We start from the raw sequence: 25725 nt of genomic DNA, 5'->3' as shown, positions 1-25725 counted from the left end.
ACCCTTCTGATGGAGACTGCGCCGACGTAGCCGCGTGCCCCCTATCTGCCGAATGGCGCGCCTCCGGGTGACCCCGTGGCCCTGGCCGGGGTCCCATGCCCTATAGTCCCCAAGGAAAGCCCCTACCCGCATGAGCGATCACCGCCTCCGCAAGCAACGCCGCCTCGAACGCCTGCAGCGCTTCCTCGACTGGGCCGGCCGCACCCATTCCGACTTCGTCGCCAAGCAGCAACACCAGGAACTCTGGTTCAAACCCTACTCGGGCTATCCCCTGCCGCACCTGGGTCGCATCGCCAAGGCCTTCTGGCTGGGGCTGGACGAAGGCGCTGCGGTCGCCGCCGGCAGCGCGCCCGATCCCGACAGCCTGCTGGGCCAGGCGCTGCTCAATGCCGGCAAGACCTTTGGCTATTCGGTGGATGTCTTCGGCAGCGAAAAGCTCTTTACCGGCGGCGCGGCGAGCGAATTGCTCGAACCCCACTGGACGCTGAATCTGGCCGACAGCGATTCGGCCGAGGCCTTTGCCGCCGCGGTCAGCGAGCGTCTGGGCGATGCGGTGCGCGAGCGCCTCGGCATTCTGGCGGCGCCCTTCGCCGAGATGGCCGACGAGGATCGCCAGCGGGTGCTGGAGCGGGTGCCCCAGGCGTTGATCCGCCTGGACGACTTTTTGCCGCGGGCGGTGGAGGTGCTCAACGAAACGCGCCACGAATTGAGATTCAACGTGGTGCTGACCCACGAGGACATTCGCCTGGAGATCCCCCGGCGGCTGGCGGCCAACCAGGGCCGACTGCTGAGTGACGCCGATGTCGCCGCGCTTAGGGCCGAAGCCGAGGCGGACCTGCGCGAGCGTTTCGCCGTGCTGGTGGGCGAAGCCGATGCCCTGGACTTCGATCTGCACCAGTTGGGCACGCCGCGCCTGCAGGAGCTGATGCGCCTGGAAGCCGACAAGCTGCGCCGCGCGCTGCGCCACGCCGTGACCCAGCAGCGCGAGAAGATGGCCTTCGCCGTGCTGCTGGAAAACAATCCGCGCTTCGGCCAGTACCACCAGAATTATCCGGCCCGCCGCCTGACCCGCACCTGGACCGCCCTGCTCGGCCCCACCAACAGCGGCAAGACCCACAGGTCCATCGAGGCCATGGCGGCGGTGACCCATGCCATCTACCTCTCGCCGCTGCGGTTGATGGCCCTGGAAAACCAGGAGCGCCTGGAGTCCCTCGGCGTGCCCTGCTCGCTGGTCACCGGCGAGGAAGAGATCATCCGCCCGGGTGCCACGCATTTCTGCTGCACCGTGGAGGAATTCGCCCGCTTCCGCCGCCAGCAGTGGGAGGTGGTGGTGGTCGACGAGGTGCAGATGCTGGCCGATCCGCAGCGCGGCTGGGCCTGGGTCGATGCCCTGGTCAGCGCCCAGACCAAGCGCCTGCTGATGACCGGCCCGGCGCTGATCGAACCCTCGCTGCGCACCCTCTGCGAGCTGTGCGAGGACCGCCTGGAGATCAAGCCTACCAAGCGCCTGTCGCCAGTCACGGTGGCGCGCCACGCCACCACCCTGGAGCGCCTGGAACCGGGTTCGCTGCTGGTGGCCTTCAGCCGTCGGGTGGTGCTGGAACTCAAGGGCCTGCTGGAGATGGCCGGCCGCCGGGTGTCGGTGGTCTATGGCGCCCTCTCGCCGGAAGTGCGGCGGGAACAGGCGCGGCGCTTCCGCGAAGGCGAGACCGAGATCATGGTCGCCACCGATGCCGTGGGCATGGGCCTCAACCTGCCGGCCCATACCCTGTGCTTCTACACCGACGAGAAATTCGACGGGGTGGAGAACCGGCCGTTGCGGGTGCAGGAGGTCAAGCAGATCGGTGGGCGTGCCGGGCGTTTCGGTCATCATGCCGAAGGGGAAATCACCGCGCTGGAGCCCCATGTACTGCGCAACATCAAGCGGCTGTTCCACAGCCCGGACGATCCGGTGGATTTGCACCAGTTCCAGGTGCGACCGAGCCTGGAACACCTGCGCGCGCTGTCCGAGTTCATGGAGGAGCCCAGCCTGCTGCGCACCTGGCTGACCTTCAATCGCAACATCAACTATGGCGACGCCTTCGTCTCGGTACTGCCCGACGAGCTGGCCGAGTGGATCAAGCTGATCGACCTGCCCGGCATCGACTTCCAGCTGCGCTGGATCTTCGCCTGCACGCCGATCCGTGGCGGCCTGGAAGGCCCGGCCAGCAGCCAGGCCCAGCGCTGGCTGCGCAGCGTCGCCCGCGGCGAGCCGGTGGATCTGCCGCGCATTCCCATGGGCACCGATCTCGCCGGACTGGAAAGCGCCCTGCACGTGGTGGAGACCTATCTGCACCTGTCGCGCAGCCTGCCCGAGCTGTTTCCGGCCCTGGAACGCGGCCAGGATCATCGCGACCTGCTCAACGACGCCATCACCCGGGAGTTGTCCCGCCGACGCCGGCCGCGTGGCCAGGAAAAGGGCCAGGGCAAGGCCGGCCGCCGCCAGGGTCGCGGCGAACGCCGAGGTGGACGGTTCGGGCGCTAGGCGGCGCGGAAAGTCGCCAGCGGTCACGCTACCGATCGCGGCCATGGGCCGCTCCTACAGGGAAATCATGCTCCTGTAGGAGCGGCCCATGGCCGCGATAGTCCAAGCCAGAACGGCTGCATCGGCGGACCGCCATGGCCGTGATCATGGCCGCGATAAAGAAAGACAGTCGCTCCTACCGGGACGTCCCCAGCGGCGCCCGCGCCTTGAAGCTCCAGGTGAAGAAGAATTCCGCCACCTGCTCACCGCTTTCGTCGGTGCCGACGCTGCGCAGCTCGACCTGCTGCGGCTCGCCGGTCTCCCGGGCGCGCACCAGCGCCGCGGCGATGGCCGCGCCCTGGTCGCAGCGAAAGACGATGGTGCCCACGGCCTTCTTGCTGAAGGTTGCGCTCATGGCCACGACCAGCATGGCGTAGCGGCTGCCGGAACGGCGGATGTGCCGGTCGGCGAGGATGCCGGTGGAAAATTCCGCCGCCATGCCCTCCACCGCCCAGAATATGCTCTTGAAGGGATTCTGGTTCAGCCAGCCATGGGTGACCTGCATCTGGCAGCCGGCATCGTCCAGGTGGCGCAGGCGCAGGCCGGCGATCTTGGCGATGGGCACCTTGGTCCAGACGAAGAGATTGAACAGCAGTCGATTCATGGCGAGCGCATCCGGCAGCCTGGCCGGAGCGCCAGGTGCCCGCAGCTTAGCGCTTCGCCCCGGGCCGCTCCATGGCTGGCGGACGCGGCCCGGTAGACAGTTCGCGACCCCCGGGTCGCGCGGCCGGGGCGCCTCGCCGAAGAGGCGCCCGCGGGCCTTATAGCGGATTGGCGTTGAGTTGCTCGGCGTAGCGCCGGGTCATGAACACCGCGAACAGCAGACCGGCCACCGCCAGGCTGCCGCCCACCAGGCCGACGTAGGGCATGCCGACATGGGTCCCCACCACGCTGCCGAGCAGGGCGCCGCCGCCGATGCCGACGTTGTAGATCCCGGAGAACAGCGCCATGGCGACGTCGGTGGCGTCCTTGGCCAGGGCCAGCACCTTGGATTGCAGCGCCAGGCCGAAACTCATGATGGCGATGCCCCAGATGACGCTCAGGCCCTCCAGCATGAAGCTCTTCCAGGCGAACGGCAGCAGCAACAGCAGCGACAGGGCGATGCCAGCGATGGCCGCGATCAGGAAGCCATTGGGGAATCTCAGGCTGTAGCGGCTGAACAGCAGCGAGCCGATGACGCCGGAGCCGCCGAACAGCAGCAGCAAGGCGGTGATCTGCATGCCACCCATGCCGGCCACCTCCACGGCAAAGGGCTCGATGTAGCTGTAGCCGGTGAAGTGGGCGGTCACCACCAGGGTGGTGAGCAGGTAGATGCACAGCAGCGCCGGGCGCTTGAACAGCACCGGCAGGCTGGCCAGGGAACCGGAGTTCTCGCTGGGCAGCAGCGGCAGGTTGCGCGCCAGCCAGAGCACCGTGCCCACCGCCAGCGCCGCGATGGCGACGAAGGTGTAGCGCCAGCCCAGCAATTCACCCAGCACCCGGCCCAGCGGGATGCCCAGCACCATGGCCAGGCAGGTGCCGGTGGCCAGCAGGCCGAGGGCCTGGGTCTGCTTGCCGGCCGGGGCGATACGCACCGCCAGCGAGGCGGTGATCGACCAGAACACCGCATGGGCGAAGGCGATGCCGATGCGGCTGGCCACCAGCACCTCGAAGCTCCAGGCCACCCCGGAGAGGCCGTGGCAGGCGATGAACACGATGAAGACGAACACCAGCAGCCGGCGCCGCTCGATGGAGCGGGTGGCGAGCATCATCGGCAGCGACATCAGGGCCACCACCCAGGCATAGATGGTCAGCATCAAGCCGACCTGCGAGGGGCGCATGTCGAAGCTGCGCCCGATGTCGCTGAGCAGCGCCACCGGAACAAATTCCGTGGTGTTGAAGATGAAGGCGGCCAGGGCCAGGGCGATGACACCGGACCAGCTGGGCTTCCGGGCTTCGGCGGTAGCATCCATGGGGGGTCTTCTACTCCAGAGCGAAAGGGTGGATGGCGACTCTCGGTCAGAAAGCCGACGACAAAAACCCACGAGCAAAGGCCTGGCCCGCCTGCGACGCCGGGTCGCGAGCGAGAAGTCTGCCGTAGGTAGGGATTGGAATTGAATGTAGTAAAAATTCTACGCTGTCGATTCGGACCATCACAACCTCCCGCAGTTGCGCCTGACAGCGGCAATCGCCTGGCCGAAGCGGCCAACCGCCTGATCGGTCGCGCTTTTTTACCCGGGAGCAGCGCACCCATCGCCTGGCGCTGCGACAAAACATCGCGAAACCTTTTGCCTGGACGAAGCTCCGAGCGAAACGCGCCGGACGATTGACCTTACCCTAGGGGCAAGCTCTAGCCTCGGCGTCACCAGCCCAGTCAGGAGCCTCCCCCATGCGTATCGTCCTCTCCTCCACCCTGCTCGCCCTCAGTCTGCTCGCCGGCGGCGTCGCCCAGGCCGCCGAGACCCAGCACCCGGCCCACCAGGACATGCAGAAGAGCATGGAGACCATGCACCAGGGCATGGAAGAAGGCCTCAAGGCCAAGGACCCGGACCTGGCCTTCGCCAAGGGCATGCTGGCCCATCACGAGGGCGCCGTCGACATGGCCCGCTATCAGCTGCAGCACGGCAAGGACCCGGAGATGCGCAAGCTGGCCGAGGACATCATCCAGGCCCAGCAGAAGGAAATCGACCAGCTCAATCGCTGGATCAAGGCCCACGGCAAGTAATGGCGCACCGCATCCGGGACTGGCACAGTGGGACGCCAGGCCCGAAGCGGAGTCCACCATGCTGATCGACCATCTGGATCATCTGGTCCTGACCACCATCGACCTCGCCGCCTGCGAGGATTTCTACACCCGGGTGCTGGGTATGCGCCTGGAGACGTTTGGCGCGGGGCGCAAGGCGCTGCGCTATGGCAACCAGAAGATCAATCTGCACGAGCGGGGGTACGAATTCGAACCCAAGGCGCACCTGCCGGTGCCGGGCGCCCTCGACCTCTGCTTCATCGCCCGGGAGCCGCTGGACCAGGTGATCGCCCATCTGCAGCGCGAGGGCTGGCCGATCATCGAAGGCCCGGTGGCTCGCACCGGCGCCACCGGACCGATTCGCTCGGTCTATGTCCGCGATCCCGACCTCAACCTGATCGAGATCGCCGAGTACCCGGCCTAGGCTCTGCGCGAAAGGTCGCCGAGCGAAGGTCAGGCGAGGCGAAAAGAAGCCTGAGGAAGCGGAGTTTACGAGTGGTAAATGAGCATTCCGAAGGCGTTTTCAACGACGCATCACCGAGTGCAGGCACTTTTCGTACAGAGCCTAGCGCGGCCGACCGAACACCTGGGTCCAGTAGAGGCTGTGGGTGCTCCGCGGATTCAGGGCATAGGCCGCGCCCATTTCGGTGAATTCCGGATTCATCAGATTGGCGCAGTGGCCCGGACTCGCCAGCCAGCCCTGCATGGCCTGGCTGACCGAACCGGCGCCCGCGGCGATGTTTTCACCGATGCGGGTCCAGCCGTAGCCCTGTTTGCCCACCCGCTCGGCCACGGTGCCGCCGCCGGGGGCGGTATGGGAGAAGTAGTCGCGACCGGCCATGTCCTGGCTGTGGGCCAGGGCGGCATTGGCCAGCGCCGGATTCCAGCGCAGCGGGGTGGTCGCGGCAAAACGCCGGGTGCCGCAGGTGCGCGCCTGGGCCCGGGCGCGATTGACCTCGGCGAGGACCGCCTTGCCGGCGCTCTGCCAGTCGCCCAGGCCGGCGCTCACCACCGGACGCGCCAGCACCAGCTGCCAGCGCGGCCCCTGCTGACTCACCCCGATCTGCGCATAGTCGCTGCTGGCCAGCGGCCGGCAATACTGCTGGCGCAGTCCGGCCATGGCCGCCTGGGCGGTGGGGGCGCCCGCCAGCATGATCACCTGCACGGCCGATGCCTGATAACCCGCGGCGCGCAGATCGCCCTGCAGTCGATCGCGACCGGTCAGGCGCACCGCCGCCAGGCGATTGTCGGCGGCGAGCGGCGCCGCGGCGCGGGTGCCCGGGCACCCCTGGGGGGCGGCGCGATAGGCGTTGATCAGACTGACCAGACGCGCCTCCTCGGGCGTCGCGGCGAGGGCAGCCTGGGTCAGCAGGGTCGTGGTCAGCAGCAGGGACAAGGCGGGGAAACGGGACATGCGCGAGCGGATCCGGAAAAGACGGAAGCGCTATGTACCCGGCCTGAATCCAGGGCGCAAGCCAGACCGGTGGCCAGCCGAGGAACGGATGGCAGTTTGCTTGCAAGGGTGATTGGAGTAGGCTCGCCGGCTCATTCAACAGGAGTCTCTCCCATGGCCAAAGCCTCTGCCCGCCACATCCTGGTTTCCAGCGAAGCCAAGTGCAACGAACTCAAAGCCGCCATCGAAGGGGGCGCCGATTTCGCCCAGGTGGCCAAGGACAACTCCAGCTGCCCCTCCAGCCGCCAGGGCGGTGACCTGGGCACCTTCCGCCCGGGCCAGATGGTCAAGGAGTTCGACACCGTGGTGTTCAGCGCGCCGCTGCATCAGGTCCAGGGTCCGGTAAAGACCCAGTTCGGCTATCACCTGGTGGAAGTCACCAGCCGCGAAGATTGATCGCGCCAGTGCTCCCGCTCGCAGCGGGGGCACCTCCCTTCCCTGCGCCCAACCGGCTATCCTGCAGACCTCCTGTCTCACGAGGATAGTGCCATGTCCCTTCCCCTCGAAGGTCACGGTCAGTGCCTGTGCGGCGCCGTCCAGCTGGATTGTCGCCTCGACAGCCTTGCCGTCTCGGCCTGTCATTGCCGGACCTGTCGCCGCTGGAGCGGTGGCCCGCTGCTGGCAGTGGACTGTGCTCAACCACCGGTGATCGGTGGTGGCGATGCCCTGGCCGTCCATGCCTCGTCCGACTGGGCCGAGCGCGGCTTCTGTCGCCACTGCGGCACCCACCTGTTCTACCGCCTCAAGTCCGAGCCGCATTACGCCATTCCGGTGGGCCTGCTCGAAGGCAGCGACTGGTTGCTGGACAGCGAGATCTTCATCGAGGAAAAGCCGGCCTGGTACTGCTTCGCCAACCAGACCCGCCAGCTGACCGGCGCCGAGGCCTTCGCCGAGCACGGCGAACAGGACTAGTCGCCCGCAGTCGCCTTCCGGCGCCAGCCATGACCACCGGTCGCCTCGCTGCGGGCGACCTCGGGGTCCTGCGCACGCTCGTTATCACGCCAAGGCTCATGCCAGAGCCCCGGCCTCTGCCGCACCCCTGATCCGTTGCGCCCGGTCGCCTGCGGCCTGGGCGCACACCCCTATCAAGCCGCCGGCAAACGCGCCGATGCCTGAGTGAGCTCCCTTTCCCAGCCTGCCAGACAAGAGGAACAATCATGGGGTTTCTGCAACGCTTCGGCGCGCGTGCCCGCCAGGGCGGTAGCGGCGTGTTCAGCCTGACCTGCTCCGCTCGCGAATTGAGCGACCGCCTCGGCGGCGTCGCCCTCAAGCCCACCTATATCGCCGGCTTCGTTTCGCCACACCTGGACCTGGACGCCATCGCCCGGCAGCTGGCGGGGCGCTTTCCCGGCGCATCCATCAGCCTGTGCACCACCTCCGGCGAACTCTGCGGCAGCGAGCAGCGCCTGTATTGCGCCGCCGATGGCGCCTGGGACCGGCTGGTGCTGCAATTCTTCGACGCCTCGGTCATCGCCTCGGCCGAGGTGGTGCACGTTCCGCTGGACAGCGAGGACATCCGCCGTGGCGGACCGCGGCGCAGCATGAAGGAGCGCCTCGCCCGCCTGACCGAGTCGCTCAAGCGCCTGCAGGTGCGCACGCCCATCGATCACCGCGATACCCTGGCCTTCGTGCTGTTCGACGGCCTGTCCGCCTCGGAATCCTTCTTCATGGAGGCGCTGTACGAGTCCGGCCGCTTTCCCTGCCTGTTCGTCGGCGGCTCCGCCGGCGGCAAGGGCGACTTCCGCCAGACGCTGCTGCACGATGGCCGCAAGGCCTATGAAAACCATGCCCAGCTGGTCTTCCTGAAGATGGCCCGGAACACCCGCTTTGGGGTCTTCAAGAGCCAGAATTTCAGCGCCACGCCGCTCAGCCTCAGTGTCCTCACCGCCTCCCTGGAAGAGCGCTACATCAGCCAGGTGGTCGACAGCCGCGGCCAGATCAAGAGCATGGTGGCGGCCCTCTGCGAGGCCCTGAGCTGCCGCGCCGAGCAGCTGGAGCAGCGCCTGGCGGACTATTCCTTCGCCATCCGCGTGGGCGAGGAGCTGTTCGTCCGCTCCATCGCCCGCATCGACTACGAGCGCGAGCGCATCCACCTGTTCTGCGACGTGGCGCCCGGCGAAGAGCTGGTGATGGTCAAGCGCACCTCCCTGGTGGACGCCACCCGCGAGGACTTCGTCCGCTTCCTGCAGGGCAAGAGCGGCACCCCGCTGGTAGGCGTGCTCAACGACTGCATCCTGCGCCGCGCCAACAACGGCGCCGAGTTGCCGCGCATGGGCGAGGTATTCGGCCAGACGCCGGTGGTGGGCTTTTCCACCTTTGGCGAGATCCTCGGCCTGAACCTCAACCAGACGCTCACCGCGGTGTTCTTTTTCCGTACCCCGGAGGGTGCGCCCTTCCGCGACGACTACGTCGACAACTTCGCCGCCCACTACGGCGAGTTCAAGGCCTTCTTCCTGCGCCGGCAGATCAAGAAGCTGGCCGGTCTGAGCCAGGTGGTGGTCAACCAGATCAACGAATTCAAGCGGCAGAACTTCACAGGTGTGGTGGATGCCCAAGGCCTCGACGACTCCATCCAGGCGGTGTTCGGCGGCCTCGCCGACCTTGGCCAGGTGCTGCGCCAGGCGCACCAGAGTCGCCAGGAGATCGGCGAGCAGTTGCGGCACTACTCCGGCGAATTGCACAGCAGCATGGACGATCTGGCAGGCAATATCCTGCAGCAGGGCGAGGTCACCCGCCAGGCCGACAGCACCGTGCAGCACCTCACCGAACAGGCCGAGGACGTGGTGCGCAGCGCCAACGAGCTGAGCCAGTCGAGTCTGCGCATCCAGTCCATCGTCCAGGTGATCCAGCAGATCGCCGGCCAGACCAACCTGCTGGCGCTCAACGCGGCCATCGAGGCGGCGCGCGCCGGCGAAAGCGGTCGCGGCTTCGCGGTGGTGGCCGACGAGGTGCGCAACCTGGCGGCCATCACCCACAAGAACGCCGCCGAGATCGGCGCCGACATCGACCAGTTGTCGCGCGCCATCAGCGAGGTCGGTGCCCATATCGCCGGCCAGGCCCAGGACGTAGGTTCGCTGCAGGAGCTGCTCGCCGTCCTGCGCGAGTCCGGTCGCCTCACCGCCCAGACCTCCCACCGCACCAAGGACATCGCCGATACCCTGACCGGTCTCACCGCCGCTACCTCGTCCTAAGGCAGGAGGGAACTTACCGTTCGTCGGCACTGACCGGCAAGTCCCGCCCTCTTCCCGCGCCGCCGCCCCTCACCAGGAGGGGCGACCGGAGGCCGCCGGCTCACCCTTTGAGTGACCGCAGGGTCACGGCCAGCGCCGTGGCTTGCGGCCCTGTTTTGCCCTCATCGGCGACCCATGGGTCAGCAATAGACGCCCCAAACCCGCTCCCAGCCGCGTCTACGACTTTTGTAGTGACTATACGAAAGCACTACAAAACTGAGTTGACGACGCCCTTATCTCCTGCAAATCTCTAGCTGCACCGGACGCGAACCCCCTATCCATGCGGGTCGCGCCTGGGCTCCGGGTGACCCTCGGGCCGTCTTGCGTAGTGATGCTCAAGAGGCACTACAAGAGAAGACGACTGAAATGCCGCGCTGCTCGAGGCAGCGTCGCCAGAGGTGACGTCCGGATCCATGCAGGAACGTACGGCGACATGACTCGACAGCTGGGCTGACCTTTCGCCTTCGCGACCGGCATCCGGGTGGCAACCGCCATCCCGCTGCCGGACGTTGGGAAAAGACTGGTACCCAAGCCAACCTCATCGAGAAGGATCGACTCATGTCCGCTTACGAGAACGACGTTCAGGCCATCGCCGCCCTCAAGAACAGCACCGGCAATCACTGGAGCGCCATCAATCCGGAGTACGCAGCGAGGATGCGCCTGCAGAATCGCTTCAAGACCGGTCTCGACATCGCCCGCCACTGCGCGGCCATCATGCGCCGGGACATGGCCGCCTACGACGCCGACAGCAGCGCCTACACCCAGTCGCTGGGCTGCTGGCACGGCTTCATCGGGCAGCAGAAGCTGATCGCCATCAAGAAGCACCTGGGCAGCACGAAAGGCCGCTACCTCTATCTGTCCGGCTGGATGATCGCCGCGCTGCGTTCGGAATTCGGCCCGCTGCCGGATCAGTCCATGCACGAGAAGACCAGCGTGCCGGCACTGATCGAAGAGCTCTATACCTTCCTGCGCCAGGCCGATGCCCGCGAGCTGGGCATGCTGTTCCGCGAGCTGGACGCCGCCCGCGCCGCCGACGAGAACGCCAAGGCCGCCGCCATCCAGGCCAAGATCGACAACCATGAAACCCATGTGGTGCCGATCATCGCCGACATCGACGCCGGGTTCGGCAACGCCGAGGCCACCTACCTCCTGGCCAAGAAGATGATCGAGGCCGGCGCCTGCTGCATCCAGCTGGAAAACCAGGTCTCCGACGAGAAGCAGTGCGGCCACCAGGACGGCAAGGTCACGGTGCCCCACGAGGACTTCCTGGCCAAGATCAACGCCGTGCGCTACGCCTTCCTCGAACTGGGCGTGGACGAGGGCGTCATCGTCGCCCGCACCGACTCCCTGGGCGCCGGCCTGACCAAGCAGATCGCCGTGAGCAAGCAGCCGGGCGACCTGGGTGACCAGTACAACGGCTTCCTCGACTGCGACGAGGTGGACGCCAGCCAGCTGGGCAACGGCGATGTGCTGATCAGCCGTGGCGGCAAGCTGCTCCGGCCCAAGCGCCTGGCCAGCGGCCTGTTCCAGTTCCGTGCCGGCAGCGGTGTGGATCGCGTGGTGCTGGACTGCATCACCTCGCTGCAGAACGGCGCCGACCTGCTGTGGATCGAGACCGAGAAGCCCCACGTCGGCCAGATCAAGGCCATGGTCGACCGCATCCGCGAGGTCGTGCCCAACGCCAAGCTGGTCTACAACAACAGCCCTTCCTTCAACTGGACCCTGAGCTTCCGCCAGCAGGTGTTCGACGCCCTGCAGGCCGAGGGCAAGGACGTCTCCGCCTACGACCGCGCCAAGCTCATGAGCGTGGACTACGACGACACCGAACTGGGGCGCCTGGCCGATGCGCGGATCCAGAGCTTCCAGCGCGATGCGGCGCGAGAGGCGGGCATCTTCCACCACCTGATCACCCTGCCCACCTACCACACCGCGGCCCTGTCCACCGACAACCTGGCCAAGGGCTACTTCGCCGAGGAAGGCATGCTGGCCTACGTCAAGGGCGTGCAGCGCCAGGAGATCCGCCAGGGCATCGCCTGCGTCAAGCACCAGAACATGGCCGGCTCGGACATGGGCGACGACCACAAGGAATACTTTGCCGGGGAAGCCGCGCTCAAGGCGGCGGGCAAGGACAACACCATGAACCAGTTCCATTGATCACGGCCACTGCGGAGGACACGCTCATGAACCTGAACGACAACCCCAGCCTGGACGATCTCAAGCAACTCTTCGGCCGGCTCAAGGACAAGAACCACAACCACATCCTCTGGGTCTGCGAGAGCGGCGCGGTGCACGTCGACCGCCTGCCCGGCGGCGAGACGCCCGAGCAGTTCGAGGAGCGCCATCCCAGCCTGCGCATCCGCTTCAAGACCTACAACAAGGGCGGCGGCTACGTCGGCAAGTCGGCGGCGGCGGACGACAACTTCATCAGGAGCGTCCACACCGCCCTGCAGGAGCACTGGCGCCTGGCCGGTCGGCAGCAGCAGCCGGCCTATGTGGATCGCTACTACTGAAAGAAAAAGGGCGCGGCGGGTAGCTGATCACCCGGCGCGCCCTGCCCCACCTCTGAGGCGACTCGCCTGATCCTGGATGGCCCTCCGGGATCGAGCGAGTCGCCTCTTCCGTTTACAGCACGAACAGGTCCACGAAGCGATGCACCGGGGTGGCTTCCAGGCCTGCCTGGTCCTTGCACAGCGCGAAGATCTGGGCGCAGCGACCGGCCGGGAAGCGCGTGGCCAGGTTGCTCTGGAATTTGCGCTCCAGCAGCGGAATGCCCTCTTCGCGGCGCCGGCGATGGCCGATGGGATATTCCACGGCGATCTTCTCGGTGCTGCTGCCATCGGTGAAGAACACCTGCAGGGCATTGGCGATGGATCTCTTGTCGGCTTCCAGGTATTCGCGGCTGTAGCGCTCGTCCTCGACGATCTCCATCTTCTCGCGCAACTGGTCGATGCGCGGATGCGCCTGGTGGAAGGCGTCCTCGTAGTGCTCGGCGACCAGATCACCGAACAGCAGCGGCACGGCGATCATGTACTGCAGGCAGTGGTCGCGGTCGGCGGCGTTGGCCATGGGGCCCTGCTTGGAGATGATGCGGATGGCCGATTCGTGGGTGGTCACCACGATCTTCTCGATCTGATCGACACGGTCGCGCACCTGGGGGTGCAGGATCACCGCGGCTTCGGCGGCGGTCTGGGCATGGAATTCCGCCGGGAAGCTGATCTTGAACAGCACGTTTTCCATCACGTAGCTGCCGAAGCCCTGGGGAAAGCTGAACTGACGCTGGTCCGCCGGCTTGGTGGCCAGATCCTTGTTGGTGTGGCTGAACAGCACGTCGTAGAAGCCCCACTGGGGCGCGCTGAGCACGCCCGGGATACCCATCTCGCCACGCAGAGCGATGTCGGCCAGGCGCACGCCGCGGCTCGAGGCATCACCGGCGGCCCAGGACTTGCGGCTGCCGGCATTGGGTGCATGGCGATAGGTGCGCAGCGCCTGGCCATCGACGAAGGCGTGGGACAGCGCCGCCAGCAGTTGCTCGCGGTTGGCGCCCATCAGTTTGGCGCTGACCGCGGTGGAGGCCAGCTTGACCAGGAAGACGTGGTCCAGGCCGACGCGGTTGAAGGAGTTCTCCAGGGCGAAGACGCCCTGGATCTCGTGGGCCATGACCATGGCCTCCAGCACCTCGCGCATGGTCAGGGGCGCTTCGCCCTGGGCCACGCGGCGCTGGGAGAGGTGGTCGGCCACCGCCAGGATGGCACCCAGGTTGTCGGAGGGGTGGCCCCACTCGGCGGCCAGCCAGGTGTCGTTGTAGTCCAGCCAGCGAATGATGCAGCCGATGTCCCAGGCCGCCTTGACCGGGTCCAGGCGATAGCTGGTGCCCGGCACCCGCGCGCCCTGGGGCACCACGGTGCCCTCCACGTGGGGGCCGAGCAGCTTGGTGCACTCGGGGAAACGCAGGGACAGCAGGCCGCAGCCGAGGGTGTCCATCAGACAGTTGCGGGCGGTGTCCAGAGCTTCGCGGGAGGTGACCTGGTAGGTCAGCACGTAATCGGCCAGGTCCTGGATGACCTGGTCGTAATCGGGTCGGTTGTTGAGATCGACGTTGGCGCTCATGGGTTTTGGTTCCTAAATATCGTGGTCATGGCGGTCCGCCGATGCGGCCGCTGTACGGGGTTAGGTTCATCGCGGCCATGGGCCGCTCCTACAGGACGCTCCCGCCCTTGTAGGAGCGGCCCATGGCCGCGATCAAACAATCAACGATTGGCGATGGGCGTGAAGGCCCGCTGCTCGACGCCGATGTAGTCCGCACTGGGGCGGATGATGCGGTTGTCGGCGCGCTGCTCGAAGACGTGGGCGCACCAGCCCGCCGTCCGCGAGCAGACGAAGATCGGGGTGAACAGCGGCGTCGGAATGCCGAGGAAGTGGTAGGCCGAGGCGTGGTAGAAGTCGGCGTTGGGAAACAGCCCCTTCTCTTCCTTCATGGTGCGGTCGATGGCCTCCGAGACCGGGAACAGCACCCGGTCGCCCATTTCCGCCGCCAGTTGCCGGGCGTAGTCCTTGATCACCTCGTTGCGCGGATCGCTGTCGCGGTAGATGGCGTGGCCGAAGCCCATCACCTTTTCCTTGCGTTCGAGCATCTGCTTGAGGCCGCTGACCGCCGCCTCGGGCGAGGCGAAGCGCTCGATCAGCGCCATGGCCGCCTCGTTGGCGCCGCCATGCAGCGGGCCGCGCAGGGAGCCGATGGCGCCGGTGACGCAGGAATAGAGATCCGACAGCGTCGAGGCGCAGACCCGGGCGGTAAAGGTGGAGGCGTTGAATTCGTGCTCGGCATAGAGGATCAGCGAGACGTTCATCACCCGGGCATGCAACTCGCTGGGCGCCTTGCCGTGCAACAGGGTGAGGAAGTGGCTGGCGATGTCCGGGGCGTCGCTCGTGCAGTCGATGCGGGTGCCGCTCTGGCTGAAGTGGTGCCAGTAGAGCAGGATCGCCGGAAAGGCGCCGAGCAGGCGATCGGCCACCTGCTGCTGGTCGGCGAAGCTGTGCTCCGGCTCCAGGGTGCCCAGCAGGGAGGCGCCGCTGCGCATCACGTCCATGGGGTGGGCGCTGGCGGGGATGCGCTCCAGGCCTTCCTTGAGCGGCTGCGGCAGGTCGCGCAGGGCCGCCAGGCGCTGGCGATAGGCGTCCAGTTGCGCTTGCGTCGGCAGCTCGCCATAGAGCAACAGGTGGGCGACTTCCTCGAAGTCGGCCCCGGCGGCCAACTCACGGATGTCGTAGCCCCGGTAGGTGAGGCCGGCGCCGGTCTTGCCGACGGTGCAAAGCGCGGTCCGGCCGGCGACCTGGCCACGCAGGCCGGCGCCGCCGAGGGTTTTACTGTCTGCCATCGTCTCGCTCCTCTTGGAGTTGTTGTGCGAAAAAGCGGGCGTTCAGGGTGGAGCGTCAGTGTTTCTGTTGTTGGAACAGGCGATCCAGCTGGTCCTCGTAGCGGTGATAGTCGATGCGGTCATAGAGTTCGGCGCGGGTCTGCATGGTGTCGACCACCGCCTGCTGGCTGCCGTCGCGGCGGATCGCCGTATAGACGTTTTCGGCGGCGCGATTGGCCGCGCGGAAGGCCGACAATGGATAGAGCACCAGGCCGACATCGGCCCCGGCCAGTTCTTCGGTGGTGAACAGCGGCGTGGCGCCGAATTCGGTGATGTTGGCCAGGATCGGCACCTTCACCGCCTGGGCGAACTGGCGGTACATGGGCAGCTCGGTAATGGCCTCGGGAAAGATCATGTCGGCGCCGGCCTCGACGCAGGCGCAGGCGCGGTCGATGGCGGCCTGCAGGCCTTCCACCGCCAGGGCGTCGGTGCGCGCCATGATGACGAAGTCCGCATCGGTGCGGGCATCCACCGCGGCCTTGATGCGGTCGACCATCTCCTGCTGGCTGACGATCTCCTTGCCCGGCCGATGACCACAGCGCTTGGCGCCCACCTGATCCTCGATATGCATGGCCGCCGCGCCGGCCTTGATCAGCGACCGGACGGTGCGGGCCACGTTGAAGGCCGAGGCGCCGAAGCCGGTGTCGACATCAACCAGTAGCGGTAGGTCGCAGACATCGGTGATCCGGCGCACGTCGATCAGCACATCTTCCAGGCCGCTGATGCCCAGGTCCGGCAGGCCCAGGGAACCAGCCGCGACCCCGCCGCCGGACAGGTAGATGGCCTGGAAGCCGGCGCGCTTGGCCAGCAGCGCGTGGTTGGCATTGAGGGTACCGACCACCTGCAGCGGGCGTTCGGCGGCGACGGCGGCGCGGAATTTCTGGCCGGGACTGACGGCAGGCATGGCGTTACCTCGACTGAGCTTGGACTAGGGGATGGTGCTGCAGATTGCGCTTGGAAGCGGCGATGTGGCGGCGCATCAGCAGCTCGGCCAGTTCGCCATCGCCCTCGGCCAGGGCATCGAGGATGCGATGGTGCTCGGCGAAGGCCTGGCGCGGACGATTGGGGGTGGCGGAGACCTTGAGTCGGTACATGCGCACCAGGTGATAGAGCTCGCCACACAGCAGCCGCACCAGCATGCCGTTGCCGCTGGCCTGGATGATGCGGTAGTGGAAGTCGTGGTCGCCTTCCTGCAGGTAGTAGCCGGTGCCGGCCTGGAACGCCGGATCGCGTTCGTGGGTATCCAGCAGCTGGCGCAATTCCTCGATGCCCTGGGGCGTGAGCCGCTCGGCCGCCAGGCGGCAGGCCATGCCTTCGAGGGATTCGCGGATTTCGTAGAGTTCGACCAGTTCGGCCAGGCTCAGGGCGGCGACCCGGGCGCCGGCATGGGGCACCCGCACCACCAGGCGCTGGCCTTCCAGACGATGGATGGCTTCGCGCAGCGGCCCGCGGCTGATGCCATAGGTGCGCGCCAGCTCGGGCTCGGAAATCTTGCTGCCCGGCGCCACGTCACCGCGGACGATGGCCTCGCGGATCCGGCGGAACACCTGCTCGGAGAGGGTCCCACTGTCGGTCTCGGGCGCTTCGGCCTGGAGGGGGCTATCGATCATTGTCGACACCTTTTGTGTTTATGGGTTGAATAACTACGCCTGAACGCCTTTCCAGTCAATCTTTGTCGACAATCCAGCTGTGACAGCCTGTATCTCGCTCGGCCAGAGGCGGTTCGCTACACTAGCGCGCCGCCCTCCCAGCCGACCTCGCCATGCCCCTCTGCCACCTGCATCCCCTGCCCTACCACGCCGATCCCACGGCGCGTTTCGCCCTGCTGCACGGCGAGCCCGGCGCGGTGCTGCTGGATTCGGGGCGGCCAGTGGCCGAGCGGGGTCGCTACGACCTCATGGCGGCCTGGCCGCTGGCGGTGCTGCAACCGGCAGCCGACGAAGATGGCCGCGCTTTCTTCGCCCGGGCGCGTACCGCCTTGGTCAAACTGGGCCGGGCGGAATTGCCGGACGAGGTGGAGCTGCCTTTCGCCGGTGGCCTGCTGGGCTATCTCGGCTACGACTTCGGCCGGCGCTTGGAACGGCTGCCAGACGGCGCCCACGCCGATCTGCAACTGCCCGATAGCCGCCTGGGCCTCTATGCCTGGGCGCTGATCAGCGATCACCAGGCGCGGACCAGCCAGCTGGTCTGCCATCCGGCGCTGGACGCAGGGGAACGCCAGCGACTGATCGCCCTGTTCGACGCCGGGGCGGCGCCCGAGGCCGAAGGCTTCCGGCTGACCGCCCCCTTCGTCGCCGATATCGACGAGTCCACCTATCGCCAGCGCATCGAGGCCATCCAGGCCTATATCGCCGCCGGCGATTGCTACCAAGTCAACTTCGCCCAGCGCTTTCGCGCGCCCTTCCAGGGTTCGCCCTGGACCGCCTACCAGGCGCTACGCGCGGCCTGCCCGACGCCCTTCTCCGGCTATCTGGCGCTGGACAGGGGCGCCCTGCTCAGCCATTCACCGGAGCGCTTTCTGCGGGTCAGCCGCGGTCAGGTAGAAACGCGACCGATCAAGGGTACCCGTCCGCGCCGCGCCGATCCGGCCGCCGATGCCGCCGAGGCCAACACCCTGCTGGCCAGCCCCAAGGATCGCGCCGAGAATCTGATGATCGTCGACCTGCTGCGCAACGACCTGGGGCGCAGCTGCCGGATCGGCTCGGTACGGGTGCCCGAGTTGTTCGCCCTGGAGAGCTATCCCAACGTCCACCACCTGGTCAGCGCCGTCACCGGCGAACTGGCTACGGGCCTCGACGCCCTGGATCTCCTGGCCGGCAGCTTTCCCGGTGGCTCCATCACCGGGGCGCCGAAGATCCGCGCCATGCAGATCATCGACGAGCTGGAAGAGACCCGCCGCGGTCCCTACTGCGGCTCGCTGCTCTATCTGGACGTGCGCGGCGAGAGCGACAGCTCCATCCTGATCCGCAGCCTGCTCGCCGAAGACGGCGTGCTCAGTTGCTGGGGCGGCGGCGGCATCGTCATGGATTCCCACTGGGCCGACGAATACGCCGAGTCCCTGGCCAAAGTGCGAGTGCTGCTGGAGACGCTGGCAGCCCACAGCTGATCCGGCTTTGCTACCATGGCCTCATCCCTTACCCGGCTGGAGTCCGCCATGTCTCTCGATCTCGCCCGCATCAACACCGATCTCGGCCGCGACCCCGAAAAGCTCGTCGCCTGGGCCCTGGGGCTGGGCAAGAGCGCCATCGTCACCACCAACTTCCGCCCCTTCGAGGCGGTGATCCTGCACCTGGTCAGCCAGGTCAAGCCGGACATCCCGGTGGTCTGGATGGACAGTGGCTACAACACCCCCGCCACCTACCGCTGCGCCGACGAGATCGTGCGCAAGCTGAATCTCAACCTGGTGACCTACCTGCCCAAGCGCTCGCGCGCCCACCGCGAGGCCATCGACGGCCCGGTACCGGGGCTGGACGATCCGCGCCACGCCGCCTTCACCGAAGAGGTCAAGCTGGAACCCTTCGCCCGCGCCCTGCGCGAGACGGCGCCCGAGGTCTGGTTCACCGCCCTGCGCGCCACCGATACCGCGGTGCGCGCCCAGATGGACCCGGTCAGCGTCAACCCGGACGGCCTGATCAAGGTCGCGCCGCTGCTGCACTGGACCTCCAAGGATCTCTACCAGTACCTCACCGCCCACGACCTGCCCAACGAGTTCGACTACTTCGATCCCACCAAGGGTGACGAGAACCGCGAGTGCGGCCTGCACCTCGCCCACTGAGTCCGTGCCTTTCGCGCGCCCGCTCCCGGGCGCGCCCTGCTCCTGCTGATAGCTCGCCCATGACCGCTTCCCGCCCTATCCACTCCCGCAAGGGCGTCTTTGCCGTGGTGCTCGGCAACGCCGTGGAGTTCTTCGACTTCGGCGTCTACGCCACCTTCGCCGTGCTGATCGGCCAGGTGTTCTTTCCCTCGCAGAACGCCTTCGCCAGCCTCATGGCCAGCGTCATCACCTTTGGCGTCGGCTTCGTCGTCCGCCCGCTGGGCGCCATCCTCATCGGCGCCTGGGCCGATCGGGTCGGGCGCAAGCCGGCGATGCTGTTGACCATGGTGCTGATGGCCCTGGGCACCGGCGGCATCGCCGTGCTGCCGGGCTACGAGCAGATCGGCATCGCCGCCCCCATCCTGCTGGTGCTGACCCGGCTGTTGCAGGGCCTGGCCTGGGGTGGCGAAGCCGGCCCGGCCACCACCTACATCCTGGAAGCGGCGCCGCTGCACAAAAGGGGCACCTACGCCTGCTGGCAGGTGGTGGCCCAGGGCCTGGCCGCGGTGGCGGCCGGCCTGATCGGCTATGGCCTGACCCTCTGGCTGACGCCGGAGCAGCTGCTGGCCTGGGGCTGGCGTCTACCCTTCCTGCTCGGCCTGGCGATCCTGCCCATCGGTCTCTACATCCGTCGCGGCCTGGTGGATACCCACGTCGGTGAAACCCGGGGCACCGGCGCGGTGCTGGGCGAGGTGCTGGCCACCCAGCGGCGGCCACTGCTGCTGGGGCTGCTGATCCTCTCCGGCAGCACCATCACCCAGTATTTCCTCAACTACATGACCACCTTCGCCCTGGTGGAGCTCAAGCTGCCGGCCGGGATCGCCATGCTCGCCACCTTGGTGATGGGCGGGGCCATGGCGGTCTGCTCGATCCTGGGCGGGGTGCTCAGCGATCGCTATGGTCGGCGCATCGTGCTAATCCTGCCGCGACTGCTGTTGCTGGTGCTGCTCTATCCGGCGCTGGAGCTCATCACCCAGGCACCCGGCCCGGGCACCTTCCTGCTGACCCTGGCCGTGCTCTCCGGCCTGCACGGCATGAGCGGCGCCGCCCTGATCGTCCTCCTGGTGGAAAGCTTTCCGCAGCGGGTGCGGGCCACCGGCTTCTCGCTGGTCTATGCGCTGGGGGTGGCGGCCTTCGGCGGCACCGCCCAGATCGTGGTGACCTGGCTGATCGGCGCCACCGGGGATCGCATGGCGCCGGCCGGCTATCTGCTAGTGGCCAATCTGGTCTGCCTCGGCGCCGCCTGGTTCGCCGCCGAGACCTGCCCAGGGCGTCAGCCGGTGGAACGCTCCGCGGCGTAATCCTCGTCCCGACGGTTCTTGCGCTCCAGGCGGGAGTAGACGATGCCGGTCAGCAGCAGACCGAACACCAGCACCGCGGCCAGCAGATAGAGACCCGAGGCCAGGGTCCCGGTCGCCGCCTTGAGCGCGCCGATGCCATAGGGGCCGAGATAGCCGCCGAGGTTGCCCACCGAATTGATCAGGGCGATGCCGGCGGCGGCACTGGCCCCGGCGAAGAAGCGTCCGGGCAGGGTCCAGAACAGCGCGGTAAGGGAAAACAGGCAGAAGGCCACGACCGACAGCGCCGCCAGTTGCAGCACGGCGGTGCCGAACCAGGCGCTGCCGGCCATGGCCAGGGCGCCCACGGCATAGAGCACCGCCAGGTGACCGTAGCGATCGCCCAGGCGATCCGAACTGCGCGGCACGATAAGCAGGCCGAGAATGCCGAAGGCATAGGGGATCGCCGAGATGAAGCCGGTGGTGAGATCGCTGCCGCCGAACTGGTGGATCAGCGTCGGCAGCCACAGCCCCAGGCCATAGATGCTCAGGGTCACCGGCAGATAGTAGAGCGCCAGCAGCAGCACCCGGCGGTCCTTGAGCGCCTGCAGGGGGTTGCCATGGCGGGTCTGGTCGAACAAGTGCAGGTCCTTTTCCAGCTCCGTGGCCAGCCAGCGCTTTTCCTCGGCATTCAGCCAGGCGACCTGTTGCGGACCATCCGGCAGCCGGGTCAGGGTCGGCCAGGCCAGCAGCACCGCCGGCGCGCCGATGCAAAGGAACAGCCACTGCCAGCCGTGCAGGCCGAGCGCGCCATCCAGTTGCAGCAGCATGCCCGACAGCGGCCCGGTCACCAGCATGGCGATGGGTTGGGAGAGGATGAACAGCCCCATGATCTTGCCGCGGTGGCGCACCGGGAACCACTGGGTGAGGTAGTAGAGCACCCCGGGAAAGAAGCCGGCCTCGGCCACCCCCAGCAGGAAGCGCATGACATAGAAGCTGGTGGGACCCTGGACGAAGGCCATGCCCATGGTGATGGCGCCCCAGGTGATCAGGATGCGGGCGAACCAGCGCCGGGCACCGAAGCGCTCCAGCAGCAGGTTGCTGGGTACCTCGAAGAGGAAGTAACCGATAAAGAACAGGCCGGCACCGAGGCCGTAGGCGGCGTCGCCGATGCCGACGTCGGCGCCCATGTGCAGCTTGGCGAAGCCCACGGCAGAGCGGTCGATGTAGGCAACCAGATATAGCAGGACGAGAAAGGGAATCAGCTTGTGCGTGATCCGGCGAATGAGGACGGATTCGGGGTGCATGGCGTTCTCCGACTTGTTGTTTTTGTGCGGTTGAAGCGCAGATCGCCCTAAAGTCTAACGTAATATCATTGAGACGTTAAATAGCCATAAGCCGCCATTAATCGGCACTTAAGGTAAATTTGGTACTATTAAAACAATGTTACGAAGTAGGAAATCTTACCTCTTGCTTTCCGCTGATCCCCATTACAGAGCCGCCTGGCCCACGATAAGATCGGTTATCGCGCTGATGGTGTTATAGTGATGGCACGACGACTTCGGATGCCTTTCGATGAATTACAAGACACCGCTGCCGCGCAAAAGCAGACACGCTCGCATCGTTCATGAGCTCGGTACCCAGATCGTGTCTGGACACTTTCTGCCAGACCAGCGCCTGCCCCCCGAGGCGCAGCTGTGCGAAGAGTACCAAGTGAGCCGCCCTGTCCTGCGTGAGGCTACCCGGGTGCTCGTGGCCAAGGGCCTGGTCAGGTCCAAGCCCAAGGTCGGAACCGTGGTCAAACCACGCAACGAGTGGCATCTGCTCGATCCCGACGTCCTGCATTGGCTGCTGGAGAGCGATTCGCGGCACAGCTTCTACGAGACCCTGGTCAAGGTGCGCAACATCATCGAGCCGGAGGTCGCCGCCATGGCGGCTGCCAATGCCCAGCCCGAAGACGTGAAGGCCATCGAAGACGCCTACGAGCGGATGGAGCAGGCCGTGGACATCGCCAACATGGCCGAACCGGACATGGCCTTTCACCTGTCCATCGCCACGGCCACCCACAACGAATTGCTGACTCACCTCTACAGCATCATGTTGCTGCCGGTGCGGGACTACCTGGAACGCTCCTCGGCGCTGTTCGCCGCCGGCGACAGCCTCAACCTGCTGGTCTCCCGGCACAAGGCTATCCTCACCGCCATCCAGCACCGCGACCCGCTGACCGCTCGCCACGCCGCCATCGCCCAGCTGGCCGGTGTCAATGACATGGTCGCCGAGGCCTTCCGGCCGCAGCCCTTGTCTGAAGGTGAAATTTCGTATGATCATTGAGGGCAAGAACCCACTCGCGGTATGCCCTCATGTCCAGCAGCTACCATGCCTCTACCGTAGAACAACTCGGCCAGCGCCTCGCGGCCGGGCAATTTCCACCCGGTAGCGCCCTCAAGGTAGAGGCGGATCTCTGCCAGGAGCTGGGCGTCAGCCGCACCATCCTGCGCGAAGCGATCAAGACCCTGGCGGCCAAGGGCATGCTGGAAGTCGGCCCCAAGGTCGGTACCCGGGTCCTGCCGCTGAGTCGCTGGAATCTGTTCGATACCCAGGTGGTGGGCTGGCTGGCCACGGGCGGTCTGCCTGCCCATTTCGTAAAGGACTTGCTGGATCTGCGCCACGCCATCGAGCCCGCGGCGGTCCGCTGGGCCTGCGAAAGAGCCACCCCTGAGCAGGTGCAGGCGATCCAGGTCGCCTACCAGCATCTGGAAGCCTCCCTCGAGGGCGGCGACTACAACACCGCCGACCAGCGTTTCCACGAGTGCGTCCTGGCGGCCAGCCACAATCAGTTCATCGAGCAGATGGTGCCCGCCCTGGGCGCCCTGCTGGCGGCCTCCTTTACCCTGTCGTCGGCCGATCCCGCCGAATTGCGACGTACCCTCCCCCTGCACAAGACCCTCGCCGACGGCATCGCCTCGCGCGATGCGGCGCGCGCCGTCTGGGCCTGCATGATGCTGATCGACAGCGCGGCGGTGACCCTGGCGCGCTATACGGACTGACGTTTCGGTCGGCAACCTTGGCGTCGCCGCAGGTTCCCATGCCTGGACTTCCCGTACTGCCACAACAAGAGAGGTGAACGATGGATTGGCAGCTGCTGCTTCCCCAGCGCTTCAAACTGGCCGAGGGCCCCTTCTGGGACCAGGAGACCCAGGCGCTCTACTGGGTGGACATCGCCGGCTTCAAGGCCTGCCGCCTAAGCGGCGAGCACTATCAGGAATGGCAACTGGATCGGCCCTGTTCCGCCTTCGTGCCCACGGTGCGCGGCGACGCCCTGGTGACCCTGCCAGACGGCGTCTTCCGTCTTGACCTAGATTCGCCACCGGACCGTCCCGCCCTGGAACTCTTCTGCGTCGCCGATCCCGATCCGGGCAATCGCGGCAACGAAGCCCGCTGCGATGCCCAGGGGCGACTCTGGCTGGGCACCATGCAGAACAATCTCGATGCCCAGGGTGGCGACGTGGCCATCGACCGCCACTCGGGCGGGCTGTTCCGCATCGATCCGGACGGCAGTGTCAGTCGTCACGCCAGCGATCTCGGCATCGCCAACACCCTGGTGTGGAGCGCGGCGGACAACCACGTCATCAGCGCCGATACCCTCAAGGACACCCTCTATCGCTACCCGCTGGATGCCAATGGCAACCTGGGGACCCCCACCGTCTGGGCCGGCCCCCACGAGCGCGGCTCGCCGGACGGCTCGGCTATCGACAGCGAGGGCTGCGTATGGAATGCGCGCTGGGATGGCAACTGCCTGCTGCGCTTCTCGCCGGAGGGCGAGCTGCTGGAGATCGTCGAACTGCCCGTCCAGCGTCCCACCAGCTGCGTCTTCGGCGGACCGGATCTGCGCACCCTGTACGTCACCAGCGCCGCCGCCGATGGCGCCCTCGACGGCGCCCTGCTCAAGGCCACCGCACCGGTAGCCGGCATGCCCTGCCACAGGTTCGCTGGCTGATTCATCCTACCGACCCAGGCGCCCCTCTGCGGCGCCTTTCCGTTCCAGCCCCTATGTAACAGCTTGGTGACAGAGGTGACGAAAAATCTCGTCACCTTTTCCTTGCACCCGCACCCATCCAATCATAATATCAATGAAGAGCGGTGTCGTCTGACCTCCACGACGGCAACCCGCCGCCTCGCATTGCCTGGCCACACCAATAAAAACAAGGAGTTCCAGCTATGTTCCGTGTTCCGGGAGTTCGTTCTCTGCTGCGTGCCGCCCTCGCCGCCGGTGCCGTCAGCCTGTCTCTCTCCGCTTTCGCTGCCGATCCGGTCAAGATCGGTTTCCTGGTCAAGCAACCCGAGGAACCCTGGTTCCAGACCGAATGGGCCTTCGCCGAGAAAGCCGCCAAGGACAAGGGCTTCACCCTGCTCAAGATTGCCGTGCCGGATGGCGAGAAGACCCTCGCCGCCATCGACAGCCTGGCCGCCAACGGCGCCAAGGGCTTCGTGATCTGCCCGCCCGACGTCTCCCTCGGCCCGGCCATCGTGGCCAAGGCCAAGCTCAACGACCTCAAGGTCATGGCCGTGGACGACCGCTTCGTCGACGCCAAGGGCAAGTTCATGGAAGACGTGCCCTACCTGGGCATGGCCGCCTTCGAGGTCGGCCAGCAGCAGGGCGCCGCCATGGCCGCCGAAGCCGAGAAGCGTGGCTGGAAGTGGGATGACACCTATGCGGTGATCAACACCTACAACGAGCTGGACACCGGCAAGAAGCGCACCGACGGTTCGGTGGAAGCCCTGAAGAAGGCCGGTCTGCCCGCCGATCACATCATCTTCGCGCCGCAGAAGACCCTGGACGTGCCCGGCAGCATGGACTCCACCACCTCTGCGCTGGTCAAGCTGCCCTCGGGCGCCAAGCACCTGATCATCGGCGGCATGAACGACAACACCGTGCTGGGCGGCGTCCGCGCCACCGAAAGCGCCGGCTTCAAGGCCGAGCAGGTGATCGGCATCGGCATCAACGGCACCGACGCCATCGGCGAACTGAAGAAACCCAACAGCGGCTTCTTCGGCTCCATGCTGCCCAGCCCCCACGAAGAGGGCTACCAGACCGCCAGCATGATGTACGAATGGGTGACCACCGGTAAGGAACCGCCCAAGTACACCGCGATGGACAAGGTCACCCTCATCACTCGCGCCAATTTCCAGCAAGAGCTGGAAAAGATCGGCCTCTGGAAGTGATGACCCCGGCGGCGCCTCGGCTGGCGCCG

At 66.6% G+C, this 25725-nt stretch carries 23 protein-coding genes and 1 pseudogene; 16 read left to right on the top strand and 8 right to left on the bottom strand.

What is annotated here, in order from left to right:
* The first annotated feature begins 130 nt into the window (after positions 1-130).
* The gene (locus PSEK12I1_RS0111445; RefSeq protein ID WP_027601600.1) at positions 131-2524 is read left to right on the top strand and encodes a DEAD/DEAH box helicase; all 2394 of its coding nucleotides are present in this window, start codon (positions 131-133) and stop codon (positions 2522-2524) included.
* Between the two features lie 175 nt (positions 2525-2699).
* Here PSEK12I1_RS0111445 and PSEK12I1_RS0111440 read toward each other — a convergent pair whose 3' ends face one another.
* Together PSEK12I1_RS0111440 and PSEK12I1_RS0111435 are read right to left on the bottom strand one after the other, a co-directional pair.
* Complete coding sequence (locus PSEK12I1_RS0111440) at positions 2700-3167, bottom strand: DUF4442 domain-containing protein (protein WP_027601599.1); 468 nt, start codon at positions 3165-3167, stop codon at positions 2700-2702.
* Between the two features lie 157 nt (positions 3168-3324).
* Positions 3325-4515, bottom strand: coding sequence for a sugar transporter (locus tag PSEK12I1_RS0111435; RefSeq protein ID WP_007160527.1), 1191 nt, complete (start codon positions 4513-4515; stop codon positions 3325-3327).
* 416 nt (positions 4516-4931) lie between these two features.
* On the opposite strand from PSEK12I1_RS0111435, the gene PSEK12I1_RS0111430 reads away from it, so the two are divergent.
* On the top strand, positions 4932-5267 hold the full coding sequence (locus PSEK12I1_RS0111430; RefSeq protein WP_027598986.1) for a DUF305 domain-containing protein: 336 nt from the start codon (positions 4932-4934) through the stop codon (positions 5265-5267).
* Positions 5268-5328: 61 nt separating this feature from the next.
* Positions 5329-5709, top strand: coding sequence for a VOC family protein (locus PSEK12I1_RS0111425; protein WP_027601598.1), 381 nt, complete (start codon positions 5329-5331; stop codon positions 5707-5709).
* Positions 5710-5850: 141 nt separating this feature from the next.
* Here the strand turns inward: PSEK12I1_RS0111425 and PSEK12I1_RS0111420 are convergent, their stop codons facing one another.
* Positions 5851-6699: a CAP domain-containing protein gene (locus PSEK12I1_RS0111420; protein ID WP_027601597.1), complete on the bottom strand. Its 849-nt coding sequence runs from the start codon at positions 6697-6699 to the stop codon at positions 5851-5853.
* 153 nt (positions 6700-6852) lie between these two features.
* Here PSEK12I1_RS0111420 and PSEK12I1_RS0111415 point away from each other — a divergent pair, with 153 nt between their 5' ends.
* The 6 genes and pseudogenes from PSEK12I1_RS0111415 to PSEK12I1_RS0111395 all read left to right on the top strand — a co-directional run bounded on the left by PSEK12I1_RS0111415 (position 6853) and on the right by PSEK12I1_RS0111395 (position 12478).
* Positions 6853-7134 carry a peptidylprolyl isomerase gene (locus tag PSEK12I1_RS0111415; protein ID WP_007160531.1) on the top strand — a complete coding sequence of 94 codons (282 nt, stop codon included), beginning with the start codon at positions 6853-6855 and terminating at the stop codon, positions 7132-7134.
* Between the two features lie 93 nt (positions 7135-7227).
* On the top strand, positions 7228-7650 hold the full coding sequence (locus PSEK12I1_RS0111410; RefSeq protein WP_027601596.1) for a GFA family protein: 423 nt from the start codon (positions 7228-7230) through the stop codon (positions 7648-7650).
* Between the two features lie 245 nt (positions 7651-7895).
* Positions 7896-9005 (top strand): annotated as a pseudogene (locus tag PSEK12I1_RS25325) (FIST signal transduction protein); the annotation flags it as partial.
* Positions 9006-9008: 3 nt separating this feature from the next.
* The gene (locus tag PSEK12I1_RS25320) at positions 9009-9929 is read left to right on the top strand and encodes a methyl-accepting chemotaxis protein (protein ID WP_371099732.1); all 921 of its coding nucleotides are present in this window, start codon (positions 9009-9011) and stop codon (positions 9927-9929) included.
* 597 nt (positions 9930-10526) lie between these two features.
* Entirely contained in the window at positions 10527-12122 is a 1596-nt protein-coding gene (locus PSEK12I1_RS0111400; RefSeq protein ID WP_027601594.1) for an isocitrate lyase, read from the top strand.
* A gap of 26 nt (positions 12123-12148) precedes the next feature.
* The gene (locus PSEK12I1_RS0111395) at positions 12149-12478 is read left to right on the top strand and encodes a hypothetical protein (RefSeq protein WP_027601593.1); all 330 of its coding nucleotides are present in this window, start codon (positions 12149-12151) and stop codon (positions 12476-12478) included.
* A 112-nt stretch (positions 12479-12590) separates the two neighbouring features.
* Here PSEK12I1_RS0111395 and prpD read toward each other — a convergent pair whose 3' ends face one another.
* From prpD to PSEK12I1_RS0111375, 4 genes are all read right to left on the bottom strand, one after another.
* Positions 12591-14075: a 2-methylcitrate dehydratase gene (gene prpD, locus PSEK12I1_RS0111390; protein ID WP_027601592.1), complete on the bottom strand. Its 1485-nt coding sequence runs from the start codon at positions 14073-14075 to the stop codon at positions 12591-12593.
* Between the two features lie 140 nt (positions 14076-14215).
* Positions 14216-15343, bottom strand: coding sequence for a 2-methylcitrate synthase (prpC, locus tag PSEK12I1_RS0111385; RefSeq protein ID WP_027601591.1), 1128 nt, complete (start codon positions 15341-15343; stop codon positions 14216-14218).
* A gap of 55 nt (positions 15344-15398) precedes the next feature.
* Positions 15399-16286: a methylisocitrate lyase gene (gene prpB / locus PSEK12I1_RS0111380; protein WP_027601590.1), complete on the bottom strand. Its 888-nt coding sequence runs from the start codon at positions 16284-16286 to the stop codon at positions 15399-15401.
* A 4-nt stretch (positions 16287-16290) separates the two neighbouring features.
* Positions 16291-16992, bottom strand: a complete 702-nt coding sequence (locus PSEK12I1_RS0111375) for a GntR family transcriptional regulator (protein WP_027601589.1) — start codon at positions 16990-16992, stop codon at positions 16291-16293.
* Between the two features lie 152 nt (positions 16993-17144).
* On the opposite strand from PSEK12I1_RS0111375, the gene pabB reads away from it, so the two are divergent.
* Genes pabB through PSEK12I1_RS0111360 form a run of 3 tightly spaced genes read left to right on the top strand, consistent with a single transcriptional unit; the run spans position 17145 to position 20497 of the window.
* Entirely contained in the window at positions 17145-18488 is a 1344-nt protein-coding gene (gene pabB, locus PSEK12I1_RS0111370; protein WP_027601588.1) for an aminodeoxychorismate synthase component I, read from the top strand.
* A 48-nt stretch (positions 18489-18536) separates the two neighbouring features.
* Positions 18537-19157 (top strand): phosphoadenosine phosphosulfate reductase family protein, encoded by a 621-nt coding sequence (locus PSEK12I1_RS0111365; protein WP_027601587.1) that lies wholly within the window; start codon positions 18537-18539, stop codon positions 19155-19157.
* Positions 19158-19216: 59 nt separating this feature from the next.
* Positions 19217-20497, top strand: coding sequence for an MFS transporter (locus tag PSEK12I1_RS0111360; protein WP_027601586.1), 1281 nt, complete (start codon positions 19217-19219; stop codon positions 20495-20497).
* Here PSEK12I1_RS0111360 and PSEK12I1_RS0111355 read toward each other — a convergent pair.
* A complete protein-coding gene (locus PSEK12I1_RS0111355) occupies positions 20470-21780 on the bottom strand; it encodes an MFS transporter (RefSeq protein ID WP_027601585.1) in 1311 nt (436 codons plus the stop codon). The two genes, PSEK12I1_RS0111360 and PSEK12I1_RS0111355, sit on opposite strands and share 28 nt — an antisense overlap.
* Before the next feature lie 268 nt (positions 21781-22048).
* Between PSEK12I1_RS0111355 and PSEK12I1_RS0111350 the strand changes: the two genes are divergently transcribed.
* The 4 genes from PSEK12I1_RS0111350 to PSEK12I1_RS0111335 all read left to right on the top strand — a co-directional run bounded on the left by PSEK12I1_RS0111350 (position 22049) and on the right by PSEK12I1_RS0111335 (position 25696).
* Positions 22049-22804 (top strand): FadR/GntR family transcriptional regulator, encoded by a 756-nt coding sequence (locus PSEK12I1_RS0111350; protein ID WP_007160544.1) that lies wholly within the window; start codon positions 22049-22051, stop codon positions 22802-22804.
* A 29-nt stretch (positions 22805-22833) separates the two neighbouring features.
* A complete protein-coding gene (locus PSEK12I1_RS0111345) occupies positions 22834-23520 on the top strand; it encodes a FadR/GntR family transcriptional regulator (RefSeq protein WP_007160545.1) in 687 nt (228 codons plus the stop codon).
* 80 nt (positions 23521-23600) lie between these two features.
* The gene (locus tag PSEK12I1_RS0111340) at positions 23601-24470 is read left to right on the top strand and encodes an SMP-30/gluconolactonase/LRE family protein (protein ID WP_027601584.1); all 870 of its coding nucleotides are present in this window, start codon (positions 23601-23603) and stop codon (positions 24468-24470) included.
* 221 nt (positions 24471-24691) lie between these two features.
* On the top strand, positions 24692-25696 hold the full coding sequence (locus tag PSEK12I1_RS0111335) for a substrate-binding domain-containing protein (protein ID WP_007160547.1): 1005 nt from the start codon (positions 24692-24694) through the stop codon (positions 25694-25696).
* The last annotated feature ends 29 nt before the right edge of the window (positions 25697-25725 follow it).

Source organism: Pseudomonas sp. MOIL14HWK12:I1 (genome assembly GCF_000510705.1).
Taxonomy (GTDB): Bacteria; Pseudomonadota; Gammaproteobacteria; order Pseudomonadales; family Pseudomonadaceae; genus Chryseomonas; species Chryseomonas oryzihabitans.
Note: the sequence above shows the minus strand (reverse complement) of the source record. Positions and strands in the feature narration are given on the sequence as shown.